Genomic DNA, 15167 nt, shown 5'->3' with positions numbered 1-15167 from the left:
AATCTGTCCAAATCCTAGACACTCTATTTTTGCTTTTTCATCCGCAACAAAAAATGAAGTAAATGCAGTGAATAAGTATGTAGTCACTGCGCTATCAGCATCAATTTAGATATTTATAAACCGTTGATCTTGAAATATTAAGTCGCTTGGCAACCTTCGTCACATTCATATTTTCTTCTTGATAAACACGTTTAATGGTTTCTCGTGTTAATCCATCTAGGTCTGATGTTGACTGAATCTGTAAAGGTGTTGTCACTTGCCCTTTATCCTGTAACAGTAATTCGGTGATCATTGAATCCTCTGAAAAAACCGCGGATACTTTCAGCACATTCATTAATTCACGAATATTCCCCGGCCATGCATAATTTAAAATCTGCGCTTTAACTTTGTCTGAATAGCGATAATCACCTAAATTTTCCAAAATAGTATTTGCAATCGTGAGCTTATCATTCCGATCTCTCAACGGACTCAACTCAATTTCATAACCCCGAATACGATAATATAAATCACTACGAAATAATCCTTGATCGACTAAATCTTTCAAGTTTCGATTGGTTGCACAAATAAGTTTAAAATTAGATTTTAATGCAGTTCGACCACCAACTCGATAAAACGTATTGTCTTGCAACACACGTAAAACTTTGACTTGTAAGTGAATAGGTAAATCACCCAATTCATCTAAAAATAAGAAACCGCCATTTGCCATTTCTACCAAGCCAATCTGCCCTTTAGCTTTTGCACCAGTAAAAGCACCACCTTCATAACCGAATAATTCAGATTCAAGTAAATTATCAGGAATTGCACCGCAGTTAATTGAAATAAAAGGCTGTTTTTTAAATTGATCGTGAATTTGTTGCGCTAAAAACTCTTTCCCTGTCCCTGTTTCTCCCGTAATTAAAATAGGAATATCCGCTTGAATGGCGCGGATACATTTCTGTAATTTAACATCCGCCATTTGACTCGTATTTTTTTGTGGATGAATCACTTTGGCATAACAAAATGCATGATCATTTTTCTTCAATAAATGGATATCATTGCTGTGATGCATAATTGATTCTATATTGACAAAAATTTGATTAATTTCAGTGCCTAAAGCATCTTTCACCTGACAGCCAATCAACTGACTTGCCACCTGATTCATATGCGTAATATGACCATTCTGATTAAATGCAATTAAACCTGAATAAGCACCACCGATTAAATCGGGAGTATTTTGAAAATATAAAAAATACGTTGCTTCTTGTGTAGTACGAATAAATTCATTTTCAAATTTATAAGACTGATATAATAAATGATTCAGCCAATTCCCTGTTGCAATTGAAATTTTAGAGGTAATATCTAAAGCACCAAGAATATCGCCTCGCCCATTAAAAATAGGCACAGAAGCACATGAAAATGAAGAAAATTCTTTTAAATAATGCTGATGCCCATTTAAAGCAATTGGTAAACGTGAATCTATACTGCAAATCGGTGCAATCGTACCAAAGTTTTCCTCTGAGACCACTCGACCTACTTTCAGAAATTCATATAAACCATCAGTAGAGTCATCATGTAACTCTTTTACAATTAAACCCATATTATTAATCAGAAAAACACTGATACTTTGTTGTTTATATAAGTTAAAAATATTTTCGAGATAAGGCTGTGTTAATCGAGCAAGTTGTTGATCATCATAACTTAATGATTGAATCTCAAAATTTTGTTTATTAATGATAGAATTATATGGAGTCAAACCTGCATTTTTAGCTTTTTGCCATGAATCTAGAATGGGCAACTGATCTAGTTCAAGTTCAGGTCGAATACCTGATTCAAAAAAATCATACTTTATGCTTTCCCATGATAGCAACTCAATCAATTTATTCATAAAAATCCCTTTAAGAACATAATATAATGATCGATAAATACAACAAATAATCATTTGCATTCAATATCATTGCATAAGACAAATTTATTTATTTCAAATGATGACTTAATATTATCTATAGATTATAAAATAAATAGGAATACTTGATAATAGTCATTTAAAGCATAATTAAATACATTTAAAATCTATATATAAAATTAAAAACAAAGCATTGATAATCAATTCATATATTTAATATTAAGCACATACCCCAAAAAAACTAACTGAATTAATTCAAAATTTTATTCATATCAAATTAAATTTTTTTTTTGAGAATATAAATTCTCAAATGAGTTACGTTTATATAATGTCAAATTATTTTCAATCCTGTGTTTTAAATTTGGACACCTCGAAAATAATTCGTTAAATATCTAGACATAAGAACCGAACATATAGACTCAAATTATTGATTTAATAACATTTAATCTATTGGCATGCTTCATGCTAATAAAGTGATTAGAACGGAGCGCTGTGTGCCCCATACATAGCCGAATAACTTTTTTATATTTGATGTAAGGGAACTACATTGATGAAAATTTTAAGTAAATTTAAGATTAAACCGACCTGTCTTTTTATTCTTCCTTTAACGAGCCTTTTTTTGGGCGTGCCTGTCATCACCATTGCACAGGATATCTTGCCTTTTCCTTTGGCACCTTCAGCAAGTATCGCAAAAGATACGATGGAAGAATCTACTCATATTCGTAGAATCGAACAACAAAAACTCCCTGCCGATGCACCAAATATATTAATTATTCTCTTGGATGATGTCGGTCCGGGTATTCCCGATACCTATGGTGGTTTAATCCATACCCCCAACCTGAGCCGTGTTGCTAAACAAGGGATTTCATATAATCAATTCCACTCCACGGCAATGTGCTCACCTACTCGTGCGGCTTTGCTTACAGGTCGTAACCACACACGTGTCGGCAATGGACAAATCACTGAACTTGCCAATGATTGGGATGGTTTTAGTGGTGTCATTCCAAAAACCTCTGCAACACTCGCGGAAGTCCTTAAAAATTATGGATATAGCACTGCAGCTTTTGGTAAATGGCATAATACACCAACGGCACACACGACCCAAGCAGGACCATTTGATTATTGGCCAACACATTATGGTTTTGAACATTTTTATGGATTTTTTGGCGGAGAAGCTTCTCAATATGACCCATCTTTAATTTTAAATACCCAATATGTTGATAAACCTGCCAAAACTTCACAGGGTGCTTATCACTTAACCGATGATTTAACCGACAATATGATTGGTTGGATGAAAACCCAAAAAACCTTAAATCCTAATAAACCATTACTCATGTATTGGGCACCTGGTGCCGTACATGGGCCACACCAAGTCGATCAAAAGTGGGCAAATAAATACAAAGGTCAGTTTGATGCAGGATGGGATGAATATCGAAAAATAGCCTTTGCAAGACAAAAAAAATTAGGGTTTATTCCTAAAAATGCACAACTCACGCCACGCCCTGACTCGTTGCCTGCATGGGAAAGTATCCCGCAGAATGAACGCGCATTTCAAACACGTTTAATGGAAGTCTTCGCAGGTTTTGTTGAACATACTGATTATAACGTTGGACGTATGCTCGATGGTCTTGATGAGGTAGGGATTGGAAACAATACTTTAGTCTACTATATCTGGGGCGATAACGGCTCAAGTGCCGAAGGTCTCCAAGGTACTATCAGTGAAATGCTCGTATTGAACCGTATTCCAAGTAAAATTGATGATCATATCCGTGTTTTAAATGAAGAATTGGGCGGACTTGATGCGCTAGGTACAGCTAAAACCAGTAGCATGTATCATGCAAGTTGGGCTTGGGCAGGTTCAACGCCATTTAAAGGCACTAAATTGGTGGCATCGACTTTAGGTGGTACACGTCAGCCTTTAGCAGTTTCTTGGCCACAAAAAATTGAAGCTGATGCAAAAATGCGTAGCCAATTCCATCATGTCAACGATATTGCTCCGACCATTTATGAGATTCTAAACATTACCCCACCCAAAGTGGTCAATGGTTTTACGCAAGATACCTTAGATGGTGTCAGCATGGCATATACCTTTAACAATGCCAAAGCTGAAGGGCAAAAACACACCCAATTCTTTGACATTATGGGCAGTCGTGCCATTTATAAAGATGGTTGGATGGCAGGAACCTTTGGACCTCGTGTGCCTTGGAGTGCAACTAATCCAGGCATGGCAACTTGGACACCTAACAAAGACGTTTGGGAATTATATAATCTTAAAGAAGATTTCACCCAAGCCAATGATTTAGCAAGAAAATATCCTCAAAAATTAGAAGAGTTAAAAAATAACTTTATGGAAGAATCTCGTGCCAATAAAAATCTACCGATTGGTGGTGCACTGTATACCATGATTCATCCTGACAAAATGTTGGTCAATCCTGCCACCGAATATAATTATAAATCGGTTATTACACGTATCCCTGAATTTACTGCACCACGTTTGGCAAGCAGAAATAATAACCTAACGATTGATGTTAAAAACCCTGACAATGCCAATGGCGTATTGTTTGCAATGGGTGGCTTCGGTGGCGGTGTGAGCTTATTTATTCAAGATGGTTATTTACATTATGAATATAACGCCTTCGAAATTGAGCGTACCAAACTCAAAAGTGCGGAAAAACTTCCGATAGGCGATTTAAAGATTGAAGTTAAACTCAATAAAAAACCATCGGTAGATGGGATCAAGCATTTATCTTCAGGTGATTTACAAATTTTGGTTAATGGTAAAGCTATTGCACAAGGCACTATTCCGAAATTGGTCTCTTTCGGCTTTACGGTGAATGAAACTTTTGATATTGGTTCAGATGTCGGGTCACCTGTTTCCTCGGCTTACTATGACCAAGCACCATTTGCCTATAACGGAAAAATTAACAATCTTAATGTGAAATATACCCCTTAAGGTCGGCTAAATTTTGGCTAAAAATCTTGTGTTTTTAGCCTCTTCAATTGGATTCCTACGGCAGATTTTTTAAATTTGTCGTTATAAATCCTGAGTAAAACTTCGTTTTTTCGCTTCTGATTTTTCAATTTTTGAAGAGTCATGGGTACTTTATGGCTTTTTTAGGTCAAAACCCTTAAAAACCAAAACAAATCAATACTTAAGCATCTGCACTTCATAACCGAGCAACAGGATCGTTGCTTTTTACCTCCTCAAGGAATATGACAACATGAAACATTTTAATTTCACCTTACTTGCACTAAGCATGTGTGCCATCAATCCTGCACACGCAAATTTTATCGATCAATCTACAGTGACATTGACCACAAAGAATGTCTATATCGATCGTAATTATATGGGTGAAGGAGTTGCTCAACCTGCCTCTAAAGAATGGGCTCAAGGTTTTATGCTCAATATGAATTCAGGTTATACCAAAGGTGTAATTGGTACAGGGCTTGATGTTTATGCAGGTTTAGGGTTCAAATTGTGGGGAGATGCAGAGCATTCAAGGGGCACAAGTATGTTACCGCTTGATCCTATCACGGGAAAACCGGAGAGTAGCTTTGCTGAAATTAGCGCAACTGCAAAATTCAAATATGCAGAGACGGAATTAAAATACGGTACATTATTTCCAAAAACACCTGTGGTCATTGCCTCGTTTAGCCGTGCCCTACCTCAGTCTTATCATGGGGTTCAATTGGTTTCAAAAGATATTAAAAATCTCAAACTCGAAATGACGTACTTAGATCAAGTCAATCAGCGAGATTCGACCAATTATGAAGATATTAAATTGATCTCTGCTAATGGACGTTTTAAACCTATTTCAAGCGATTACCTTTATTATATAGGCGCCAATTATGCATTGAATCCACAGACAGAAATTACCTTATTTCATGCCAATTTTCATGATATTTATCAACAATATTATACTGGGCTTAATCACAGTTACCCCATCAATGATGCAATGAGTCTGTCTACCGATTTTCGTTATTTCCGCACCCTTGATGAAGGAAAACAGCTTACAGGTAATATTGATAACCATCATGGCAATTTAGTTTTCGGTGTTTCTCAAAATAATCATAAATTGAGTGCAGGCTATATTCATAACTCTGGCGATACCGCAATGCCTTACTTAAGTAGTGGCGAAACTGCAACTTATATGGACTCTTGGGCAACGGATTTTCTCAATAAAAATGAGAAGGCCTACACTATTCGCTATGATTATAATTTTAAAAATTATATTCCAGGACTAAGAGCCATGACACGCTACACTTATGGTCAAGACATTAACCTTGACCATATTGCAGGGCTAGAAAATAAAGAACTGCATGAAAAAGAATTGGGCTTTGATTTGATGTATCAAGTACAAACAGGCGTGTTTAAAGGTTTAAATTTCCGTGGTCGTTATGCAAATTATGATAATAATCACGGTGTAAAACCAACATTTAAATCTGCCAATGAAACCCGTTTCAATATTGATTACACGTGGAAATTTAAATAAATCGTTCACCTTTATTGAAATGAATATTCTCTGTCCCTGCAATCGCTTGATCACAAGGACAAGTTTTTTGTTGAATCACGCTGTACAATAAAAACTCAATGTCTGTTTTTTGGACACTCGTCCACAAATCGAACACCACATTCCAATTTAAATCCTTAATAATCAATTGGTTAAAATTGGCACACTTTTTGATTAAGTTAGCTTTATTAACATACTGAAATTAATATCACCAAAACAATATAGGTCACATCAAGGAGATGAAAATGACTGATTTAATAGATATTCAAGCTGCGGTTACAGAAGGTCAAGGCGCAGATTTTGTTTTACAAGATTTAAAAATCAGACCACCACAAGGCAATGAAGTGCTTGTTAAAGTCGTTGCCACAGGAATGTGCCATACTGATCTTATCGTGAGAGATCAATATTACCCTGTGCCATTACCAGCTGTTTTAGGGCACGAAGGCGCAGGCATTATTACTGCTATTGGTGAGAATGTAAAAGACCTTGCTGTTGGTGACCATGTCGTTTTAAGTTATGGCTACTGTGGGATATGTAAACAATGTAGCTCAGGTGCGCCTGCTTATTGTAGCGAATTTTTTGCACGTAATTTTAGCGGTGCAGATCCACAAGGTGAAAATGCAATTTGCAGACATAATCATGAAAATGTTCACGATCATTTCTTTGCGCAGTCTTCATTTTCAACCTACGCTCTAGGCCTTGAAAATAACACAATTAAAGTCGATAAAAATGCACCTTTAGAACTACTTGGCCCTTTAGGTTGTGGCATCCAAACAGGTGCAGGCGCTGTCATGAATAACTTAAAAGTAACACCAGCAAGTAGCTTTGTCACCTTTGGTGCAGGTGCCGTAGGTTTAAGCGCACTTTTAGCCGCTAAAATTTGTGGTGCAACCACAATTATTGCCGTCGATATTGTAGAAAGTCGATTAGAACTTGCCAAAGAACTTGGTGCAACACATGTCATTAACAGTAAGAATGTAGATTCTGTACAGGCCATTAAAGACATAACAGAAGGTGGTGTTACTTTCGCTTTAGAGTCGACAGGTCGTCCTGAAATTTTAAAACAAGGCATAGATGCTCTAGGTATTTTAGGAAAATTAGCAATTGTTGGTGCGCCTCCTCTAGGGACATTGGCGCAGTTTGATGTCAATGACCTTTTACTTGGTGGTAAAAGCATTGTTGGTGTTGTTGAAGGCAGTAGTGTGCCAAAAACCTTTATTCCACAATTAGTTGATTTATATCAAAAAGGATTATTTCCTTTTGATAAATTAGTGAAATTTTATGACTTTGAAAATATAAATCAAGCTGCTTTAGATAGTCAAAGCGGTATCACACTCAAACCAATTATCAGAATTGTACAGCCTTAAATATAGATTGAATTGCGATTGTATGGACTCATCATGCAATCGCTTTTTTATGTGCATCTATTTTCATATTTAAACAAACTTCACACCCCATGATGTACATAAGCCAATTAAAAATTTAAGATTTTTAATGCTGATGACGTTCAAAAATTTATTAGGATTCACCATGAAACAAGGATTGTCGCTTCTTTTACTCAGTGCAAGCATTTTGGTGCAACACAGTTATGCAACATCAGTTGAACCACAGAAAATACCACAGCTTGAGCGCAAGCAAGATGAGCGAAATGCACAACGCGGTTTGATAGCTCGTCCATACAGCACATTAACGGATGAGCAAGGTAAACTGATTTGGTCGTATGATGATTATGAGTTTTTAAAAAATTACTCAGGCAATAGCATCAATCCAAAATTACTTACTCAAGCAAAATTAAATCAAAATATCGGCTTATTTAAAGTCACCGAAGGCGTATGGCAACTAAGAGGTTTTGACTTAGCCAATATTACCGTCATTGAAGGGAAAACAGGATGGATCATCGTCGATACCCTCGCTTCTAAAGAAACCGCGGCTGCTGCGCTTAAATTTTTACGTGCGCAATTAGGTCATAAAAAAATCAGTGCGATTATTTTAACTCACAGTCACTATGACCATTTTGGTGGTGTCGCAGCCTTTATGGAAGATAAAAACATTCCAATCATTGCACCATCGGGCTTCATGGATGCCGCAACGAATGAAAATATTATGGCAGGCCCAATTATGGGAAAACGTGCGTCTTATATGTTTGGTATGAATTTAGATGTCAATGAAAAACAATTGGTTGATAGTGGCTTAGGTAAAGGATTGTCTTTTGGCACAGTTACCATTGCCCAACCGACCATTTTAATTGATCAACCTGAGCAAAAACTCAATATCGATGGGATCGAGATAAATTTTTTTAATGTCCCTGACTCAGAAGCACCATCTGAATTAACCTTTAGCATTGAGAGCAAAAAACTTTATTGTGGTTCAGAAATCATTACGCATACCATGCACAATTTATACACTTTAAGAGGAGCTAAGGCTCGCGATACCTTAAAATGGATCCGATATCTAAATGAAGCAAAAGAGTATAATAATCAAGCCAAAACTGAAATTTTAGTTTCGCAACATCATTGGCCTGTATGGGGAAATCAAGAAATTTCTGAATTTATTACATTACATCGTGATGTGTATAAATTTCTACATGATCAAACCTTAAAAATGATGAACCAAGGCTATACTGCAGATGAAATTGCCGAAAAAATTCAACTGCCTGAAAATTTAAATAAACACCTCTCGATGGGTGGCTACTACGGCAGTATCAAACATAATGTCAAAGGTATTTATCAATACTATATTGGATGGTTTGATGGTAACCCTGCCAATTTAGACATGCTACCAAGAAAACAACGTAGCTTAAAATATGTCAGCATGATGGGTGGTGAGCAAGCAGTACTCAAGTCAGCCTTAAATGCACAAAAACAAGATGAACCTCGTTGGGCGGCTGAGCTTTTAAATCATATTTTGAATGTAAACTCTAATAATGAAGCTGCAAAACAAGCACTTGCCGATGTCTATTTAACTTTAGGTTATGATGCAGAATCGGTGTCTTGGCGTAATTTTTATATCAGTGCAGCAAAAGATTTACGCAATGAAAAATCAAGTTATGACCGTAAAAAAATTGATATGTCTGCAATTTTACAGCACGCCCCTACGACTGCATTTTTAGAAAAATTATCGACCTTAATAAAGATTGATGCCTCAGATAACACGGTGTATATGCAGATTGATCAAACTGATTTATATGAAATCTCTCTTCAAAATTCAGTAATGAATTATAAAGTGGTCGATGCTAAATCTGTGGGAAAAAAGATGGTTTTAAAGATTTCAAAAACGGATTTAATCGCCATCATGAATAGTGCTAAAAAAGTCGAAAATCCTGCCGAGCAACAGTTTTTTAATAACTTTGATTTTAAAAATACACCTATTAATTTATTGTATTAAACGCTAATACCTATTCAATAATAATTTATATGAATTGTTTTTAAAATTAGAAAATAGCTCTGAAATCATTGATTATTTCAGAGCTTAATGTTTATTTTACCACCTAATTAAATGCTATTTTAAAATTCGATACTCATAAAGATTGGCTACATCAACATCTCGATCAAACTGAATGTTATGATCAGTCATATTTTTTTTATTTAACACAAATATGCAAAATACGTTTTCCGATAGTGATCAAATCAGTGTAGTTTCTAGTTTTGCAACATTGGTCAATTCAAATTTCCATGGCAATATGAACGCAATCTGTTGGCATAGAAATTTGCTTGGCGACTTTAAGGAAATCGTGTCAAAGCTTGATTTAATAGAAAATATAACTGAAATTTCGATTGAAGATCTTTCCGCGTTACAACTTTCAGAACAAGGTCATATTGCAAGAGAAACTATTCTTAATGACATCCAACTACTAAGCGATTTCGGTGCATCCCCCTCTCTAAATTTGCTTAAAAATTATGAACGAGATGATGAGTTTGATTTCATTTCAACTGATGTATATTCATTTCATGTAGACCGTGCACCCATTGAAACCAATACTTTTTTATGTACTTATTATGGCCCTGCAAGTGATATTTTGCCCAATAATCAGGTTGAGCAAAAAATTAGCATTCCAAGTATTAGAGAAAAACTTAAAGAAATATATGAAGGTACAGAAGATGAGTTTGAAGCTTTCTTAACAGATTATTGTTTTGATCTGCATTATCAAGCCAAAGAAAATTCACAACCCGTAAACTTGGGCTCAGGGCATCTGTGGCGTTTAGCGGTAGAACATCCAAAACAACAGGTCTTACCATGTGTACATAGAGCACCTGTTGAAAAAGATGGTGAGTTTCGATTACTGCTGATTTGTTAAATAAAGCTACAAATTTTACTCAATAAATCTAAAAGTTATGCGGTTTCTACCTGCCCAACCGAATGGTAAGCGCGATTAAAATAGACTAAACTTTCATCTTGCTGACTGTGCTGAATAGCAACCACACGACACATAAAAATACTATGTGTTCCGACTTCCTGAATTTGCTCAATCTGACAATCAAAACTGACTAACGCATCTTTTAATATCGGTGCACCCGTTTCTAGCTTTGCCCAAGAACCTAGCTTAAAGCGTTGTTCAGAATTAAATTTACTTGAGGCAAATGCATTTGAGATGTGTTCATGTTGTGAACCTAATACATTCACAGACAAAATTTCATTTTCCATAAAATGAGTATAAGAACGAGAAGATTGATTCATACAAACCAACAATGTCGGTGGTGTATCGGTCACACTACACACAGCAGATGCCGTAAATCCATGCATTCCTGTCTCGCCTTTTGTCGTAATGACATTAACAGCAGTCGTTAACAAAGACATTGCATTTCTAAAGTCAGTCGCTTCAATCATCTTTTCAATCTCAAATTTGAATTTTGCTTATTTCAAGTCGGAATGAGCAAATAATGATTTGATCAATCAAAATGGTCGATCAAATCATCATAGCTTGTCCTTATTCTGAAAAACTCAATTCTTAAAAGTTCTCTTCTTAAAAGAACCGAATTAAGCTGAGAGTTCTTTACGAATAATTTCAGCACCAGCACTTAAAGCATTCAGTTTACCACGTGCCACTTCACGTGCGAGTGGTGCCATACCACAATTGGTTGATGGATATAGCTTATCAGCATCTACAAATTGAAGCGCTTTGCGTAAAGTATTGGCAACTTCTTCAGGCGTTTCAACCTTATTGCTTGCCACATCAATCGCACCGACCATCACTTTTTTGCCACGAATCAATTCAATTAAATCCATTGGCACATGTGAATTTTGACATTCAAGTGAAATAATGTCGATCTTAGATTTTTGTAATTTTGGAAAGGCTTCTTCATATTGACGCCATTCTGAACCCAAAGTCTTTTTCCAATCTGTATTGGCTTTAATGCCATAACCATAGCAAATATGTACCGCAGTTTCACACTTCAAACCTTCAAGCGCACGTTCTAATGTCGCCACGCCCCAATCATTCACTTCATCAAAGAATACATTAAATGCTGGCTCATCAAACTGGATAATATCTACACCTGCAGCTTCTAACTCAAGTGCTTCTTGATTGAGAATTTTAGCAAATTCCCAAGCCAATTTTTCACGGCTTTTATAATGACCATCATATAACGTATCAATCATCGTCATTGGACCAGGAAGTGCCCATTTAATCGGTTGTGTGGTTTGACTACGTAGAAACTTTGCATCTTCAACAAATACCGGTTTTTGACGACTTACAGCACCCACAACAGATGGCACACTTGCATCATAACGATTACGGATACGCACTGTCTCACGCTTTTCAAAGTCCACACCATCTAAATGTTCAATAAATGTCGTGACAAAATGCTGACGGGTTTGTTCACCATCACTGACAATATCGATGCCTGCATGTTGCTGTTCTTGCAAAGATAAACGCAAAGCATCTTGTTTCGCCTCCAGTAATTCATCGCCTTGTAATTTCCAAGGTGACCAAAGTTTTTCTGGTTCTGCTAACCAAGATGGTTTTGGTAAGCTGCCTGCTGTTGATGTTGGGAGTAAAATTGCCATGTCTAATCTTCTATCTCAATGTTTTTAAAACTAAGTCTGTAAAGTAATATGCTTTAAAATGCTGTTCTTTAATCTATTCGGTCAATCAAGCTGCGTGTTCTTGCTTCGCATTTACAGCAACAAACTTTTCAGCCCATTGCTCAAGAATGTCTTTGTACGGCTTGATAAAGTTTTCTTCCGTCCACTTACCTTGTTTTACTGCCAACTGACCACGCTCAACACGATCATAAACCACACGAGTCAATGAAAAATCCTGAAAATCCAAGCTTGGTTGGTAAACCAAACCTGCAACCGAGTTAGTATTATAAATTTCAGGGCGGTAAATTTTTTGGAAGCTTTCCATGGTACTGATCGCACTGATTAATTCAAAATCGGTATAGTCAGTCAATAAGTTATCTGCTGAATAAAATGCCAACGGTGCCGTCGCATTTTTAGGTTGGAAGTAACGCACACTTAAACCCATTTTTTTAAAATATTCATCAGTACGCGAATATTCATCATTTTTATATTCCACACCAAGCACAGGATGAATATTTGCTGTACGGTAATACGTTTTTGAAGTCGAAACGCTCAAGCAAATCACAGGTTGTTTTTTAAATTCTGTTTTAAAAACCTCTGAATTGACCAAATGCTGATAAAGCTTGCCGTGTAAATCACCAAAGTACTCAGGTTTTTCATTGATTTTAAAACCGAGTTCAGGCAATACCACACTAAAATCATAATCGCGTACATAAGAAGAAAAACTGTTGCCAATCATGCCTTCAATACGCTCATTCGTTTGATGATCAATGATTGTGCTTTTGAGTGTTTCAATAAAAGGGAACGTATTTCCATTTCCCTCAATATCAATCTCTGCTGAGATAATATCAATTTCAAGTGAATAACGATCAGCATTTGGATTATCGCAACTCGCCAAGGTATTAAAGCGGTTGTTAATCATTGCCAAAGTTCTACGTAAATTTTCTTGGCGATGCTCACCACGAGCTAAATTGGCAAAGTTTGTTGTCAAACGTGTGTTGTCAGCAGGTTGATAATTTTCATCGAAACGAATGCGCTTAATTGAACATGCGAATTTTTGACTCATGGTGCTCGCCCCTAATTTCTGAGATAAAACATAATTTTCTTGAATGAGCTAAAGATACATGAACTAATACATGAATAAAAATGATTTAATCTAAGTCAATACTGAGTAAAATTCACTTTAATAATTTATTGGATTAATAATGAGCGACATAAAACGATTAAAAGAAATGATTATTTACCTTCTTATGTAGAAGGATGACGAAGTATTTTTTGTTCTGACACCTCATCAACATGTATGAGCATTTTGTGAGAGTGAGAAGATAAAATTATGTACACAAATATGTTTGTAACGTAAAGATCTTTGTTAAACTTTGAAAATATTTGAATAGATTAGATTAGGTGAATTTTCATAAAATTCCTTTATTTTATAAGGCTTATGCGAATTTATTTGAACTTTAAAAACCATTGGAGAATTTTAAATGCAGAAACCTATCCTTATGTTCGATATGGATGGTACCCTTCTCGATTTAGCTTTTGACGATTTAATTTGGAATACTCGCTTACCTGAACGTCATGCCGAAACACATCAATGTACACTTGAAGAAAGCAAAGAAATACTTCATACCTTCTACCAACAACACAATCACACGCTGTGTTGGTATTCCTCTAAATATTGGACAGAAAAAGTCGAAGTCGATGTACTGAAACTGCAATACGACAATCAAGAAAAGATTGCACCTCGTCCGGGCTGTTTTGAACTTTTAGAACAATTAAAACAACATGGCTATCGCTGTTGGTTACTGACCAATGCAGATCAGGCGGGTTTACAACTCAAACTTGAAAATATTGATTTAAGCCCTTATTTTGAAGTCATGATTAGTAGTGAAGAAATCGGTTATTCCAAAGAATTTGTAGAGTTTTGGGAAATTTTGCAGCAAAAACATGATTTTGATCCACAATATGCAATGATGATTGATGACACTGAAAAAGTGCTTCAAGGTGCTGAAAAATTTGGAATCACCCAACTCATTACCATTGTACAACCTTCAAGTGGTCGTGCTGCACGCCAAGCTCATGATTTAAATTACCCTGCAATTCAAAATCTTACCGAACTACTCCCACTGATTGAAACCTCAATTACTATTCAAAAGGAATTCAATGTCAAAACAGCCTGAATCACCTGTAACGGAATCGATGCGTGTAGACAAATGGCTTTGGGTAGCGCGTTTTTTTAAAACCCGCTCCATTGCAAAAGATGCTATCGAAGGCGGTAAAGTTTACTTAAATGGTGAGCGTGTAAAAGTTTCAAAAGAAATTCGTGTCGGTATGGAACTCACAATTCGCCAAGGCTTTGAGCAAAAAACGGTGCAAATTAAGGCATTATCAGCGGTACGTGGTGGTGCACCCATTGCCCAACAACTTTATGAAGAAACTGAAGTTAGTATTGCTCGTCGTGAGTTGCTTTCCTCACAGAGAAAATTGCATAATCTTGCTCGACCCGAACATCGTCCAAGTAAAAAAGACCGTCGCGACATCAACAGGTTTAAACAGGACAATGATCAGCAATTTGACCAACAATGGTCGTATTTGGATGACTAGTTCCAGACTTAAATCAGGCATGCAGATAGTGCGACACATCATGTCGCTACAATCCAAATAAACATAGAAGAGAAAAGTTTTTTCTGTCACTATGGCTGTCGTGGACAAAGACTGAATCTAAGACATCCACTTAAGTTATTAGTGATATA

At 36.2% G+C, this 15167-nt stretch carries 11 protein-coding genes; 7 read left to right on the top strand and 4 right to left on the bottom strand.

Annotation, left to right across the window (positions count from 1 at the left end; genetic code table 11):
* Positions 1 to 100: 100 nt before the first annotated feature.
* The gene (locus tag FW754_RS11100) at positions 101 to 1864 is read right to left on the bottom strand and encodes a sigma-54-dependent Fis family transcriptional regulator (protein WP_446324670.1); all 1764 of its coding nucleotides are present in this window, start codon (positions 1862 to 1864) and stop codon (positions 101 to 103) included.
* Positions 1865 to 2432: 568 nt separating this feature from the next.
* Between FW754_RS11100 and FW754_RS11095 the strand changes: the two genes are divergently transcribed.
* The 5 genes from FW754_RS11095 (at position 2433) to FW754_RS11075 (ending at position 10687) form a co-directional block, all read left to right on the top strand.
* A complete protein-coding gene (locus tag FW754_RS11095; protein ID WP_446324669.1) occupies positions 2433 to 4835 on the top strand; it encodes an arylsulfatase in 2403 nt (800 codons plus the stop codon).
* A gap of 304 nt (positions 4836 to 5139) precedes the next feature.
* Positions 5140 to 6375, top strand: coding sequence for an OprD family outer membrane porin (locus FW754_RS11090; protein WP_446324723.1), 1236 nt, complete (start codon positions 5140 to 5142; stop codon positions 6373 to 6375).
* Positions 6376 to 6638: 263 nt separating this feature from the next.
* On the top strand, positions 6639 to 7760 hold the full coding sequence (locus FW754_RS11085; protein ID WP_409510499.1) for an NAD(P)-dependent alcohol dehydrogenase: 1122 nt from the start codon (positions 6639 to 6641) through the stop codon (positions 7758 to 7760).
* Positions 7761 to 7923: 163 nt separating this feature from the next.
* Positions 7924 to 9777: an alkyl/aryl-sulfatase gene (locus tag FW754_RS11080; protein WP_446324668.1), complete on the top strand. Its 1854-nt coding sequence runs from the start codon at positions 7924 to 7926 to the stop codon at positions 9775 to 9777.
* Positions 9778 to 9988: 211 nt separating this feature from the next.
* Positions 9989 to 10687, top strand: coding sequence for a DUF1826 domain-containing protein (locus FW754_RS11075; RefSeq protein ID WP_409510501.1), 699 nt, complete (start codon positions 9989 to 9991; stop codon positions 10685 to 10687).
* 35 nt (positions 10688 to 10722) lie between these two features.
* Here FW754_RS11075 and FW754_RS11070 read toward each other — a convergent pair whose 3' ends face one another.
* The 3 genes from FW754_RS11070 to FW754_RS11060 all read right to left on the bottom strand — a co-directional run bounded on the left by FW754_RS11070 (position 10723) and on the right by FW754_RS11060 (position 13480).
* Positions 10723 to 11217 (bottom strand): flavin reductase, encoded by a 495-nt coding sequence (locus tag FW754_RS11070; RefSeq protein WP_409510502.1) that lies wholly within the window; start codon positions 11215 to 11217, stop codon positions 10723 to 10725.
* Between the two features lie 150 nt (positions 11218 to 11367).
* Positions 11368 to 12396, bottom strand: coding sequence for a methionine synthase (locus FW754_RS11065; RefSeq protein WP_446324667.1), 1029 nt, complete (start codon positions 12394 to 12396; stop codon positions 11368 to 11370).
* An 85-nt stretch (positions 12397 to 12481) separates the two neighbouring features.
* Complete coding sequence (locus FW754_RS11060) at positions 12482 to 13480, bottom strand: putative oxygenase MesX (protein WP_446324666.1); 999 nt, start codon at positions 13478 to 13480, stop codon at positions 12482 to 12484.
* Positions 13481 to 13898: 418 nt separating this feature from the next.
* Between FW754_RS11060 and FW754_RS11055 the strand changes: the two genes are divergently transcribed.
* Complete coding sequence (locus tag FW754_RS11055; protein WP_446324665.1) at positions 13899 to 14594, top strand: HAD-IA family hydrolase; 696 nt, start codon at positions 13899 to 13901, stop codon at positions 14592 to 14594.
* Positions 14578 to 15018, top strand: coding sequence for an RNA-binding S4 domain-containing protein (locus tag FW754_RS11050; protein ID WP_446324664.1), 441 nt, complete (start codon positions 14578 to 14580; stop codon positions 15016 to 15018). The genes FW754_RS11055 and FW754_RS11050 overlap by 17 nt, the downstream gene beginning before the upstream one ends.
* Positions 15019 to 15167 lie beyond the last annotated feature (149 nt).

Source organism: Acinetobacter sp. 1207_04 (assembly GCF_052850415.1).
This window is presented reverse-complemented; position numbering and strand designations above follow the sequence as displayed.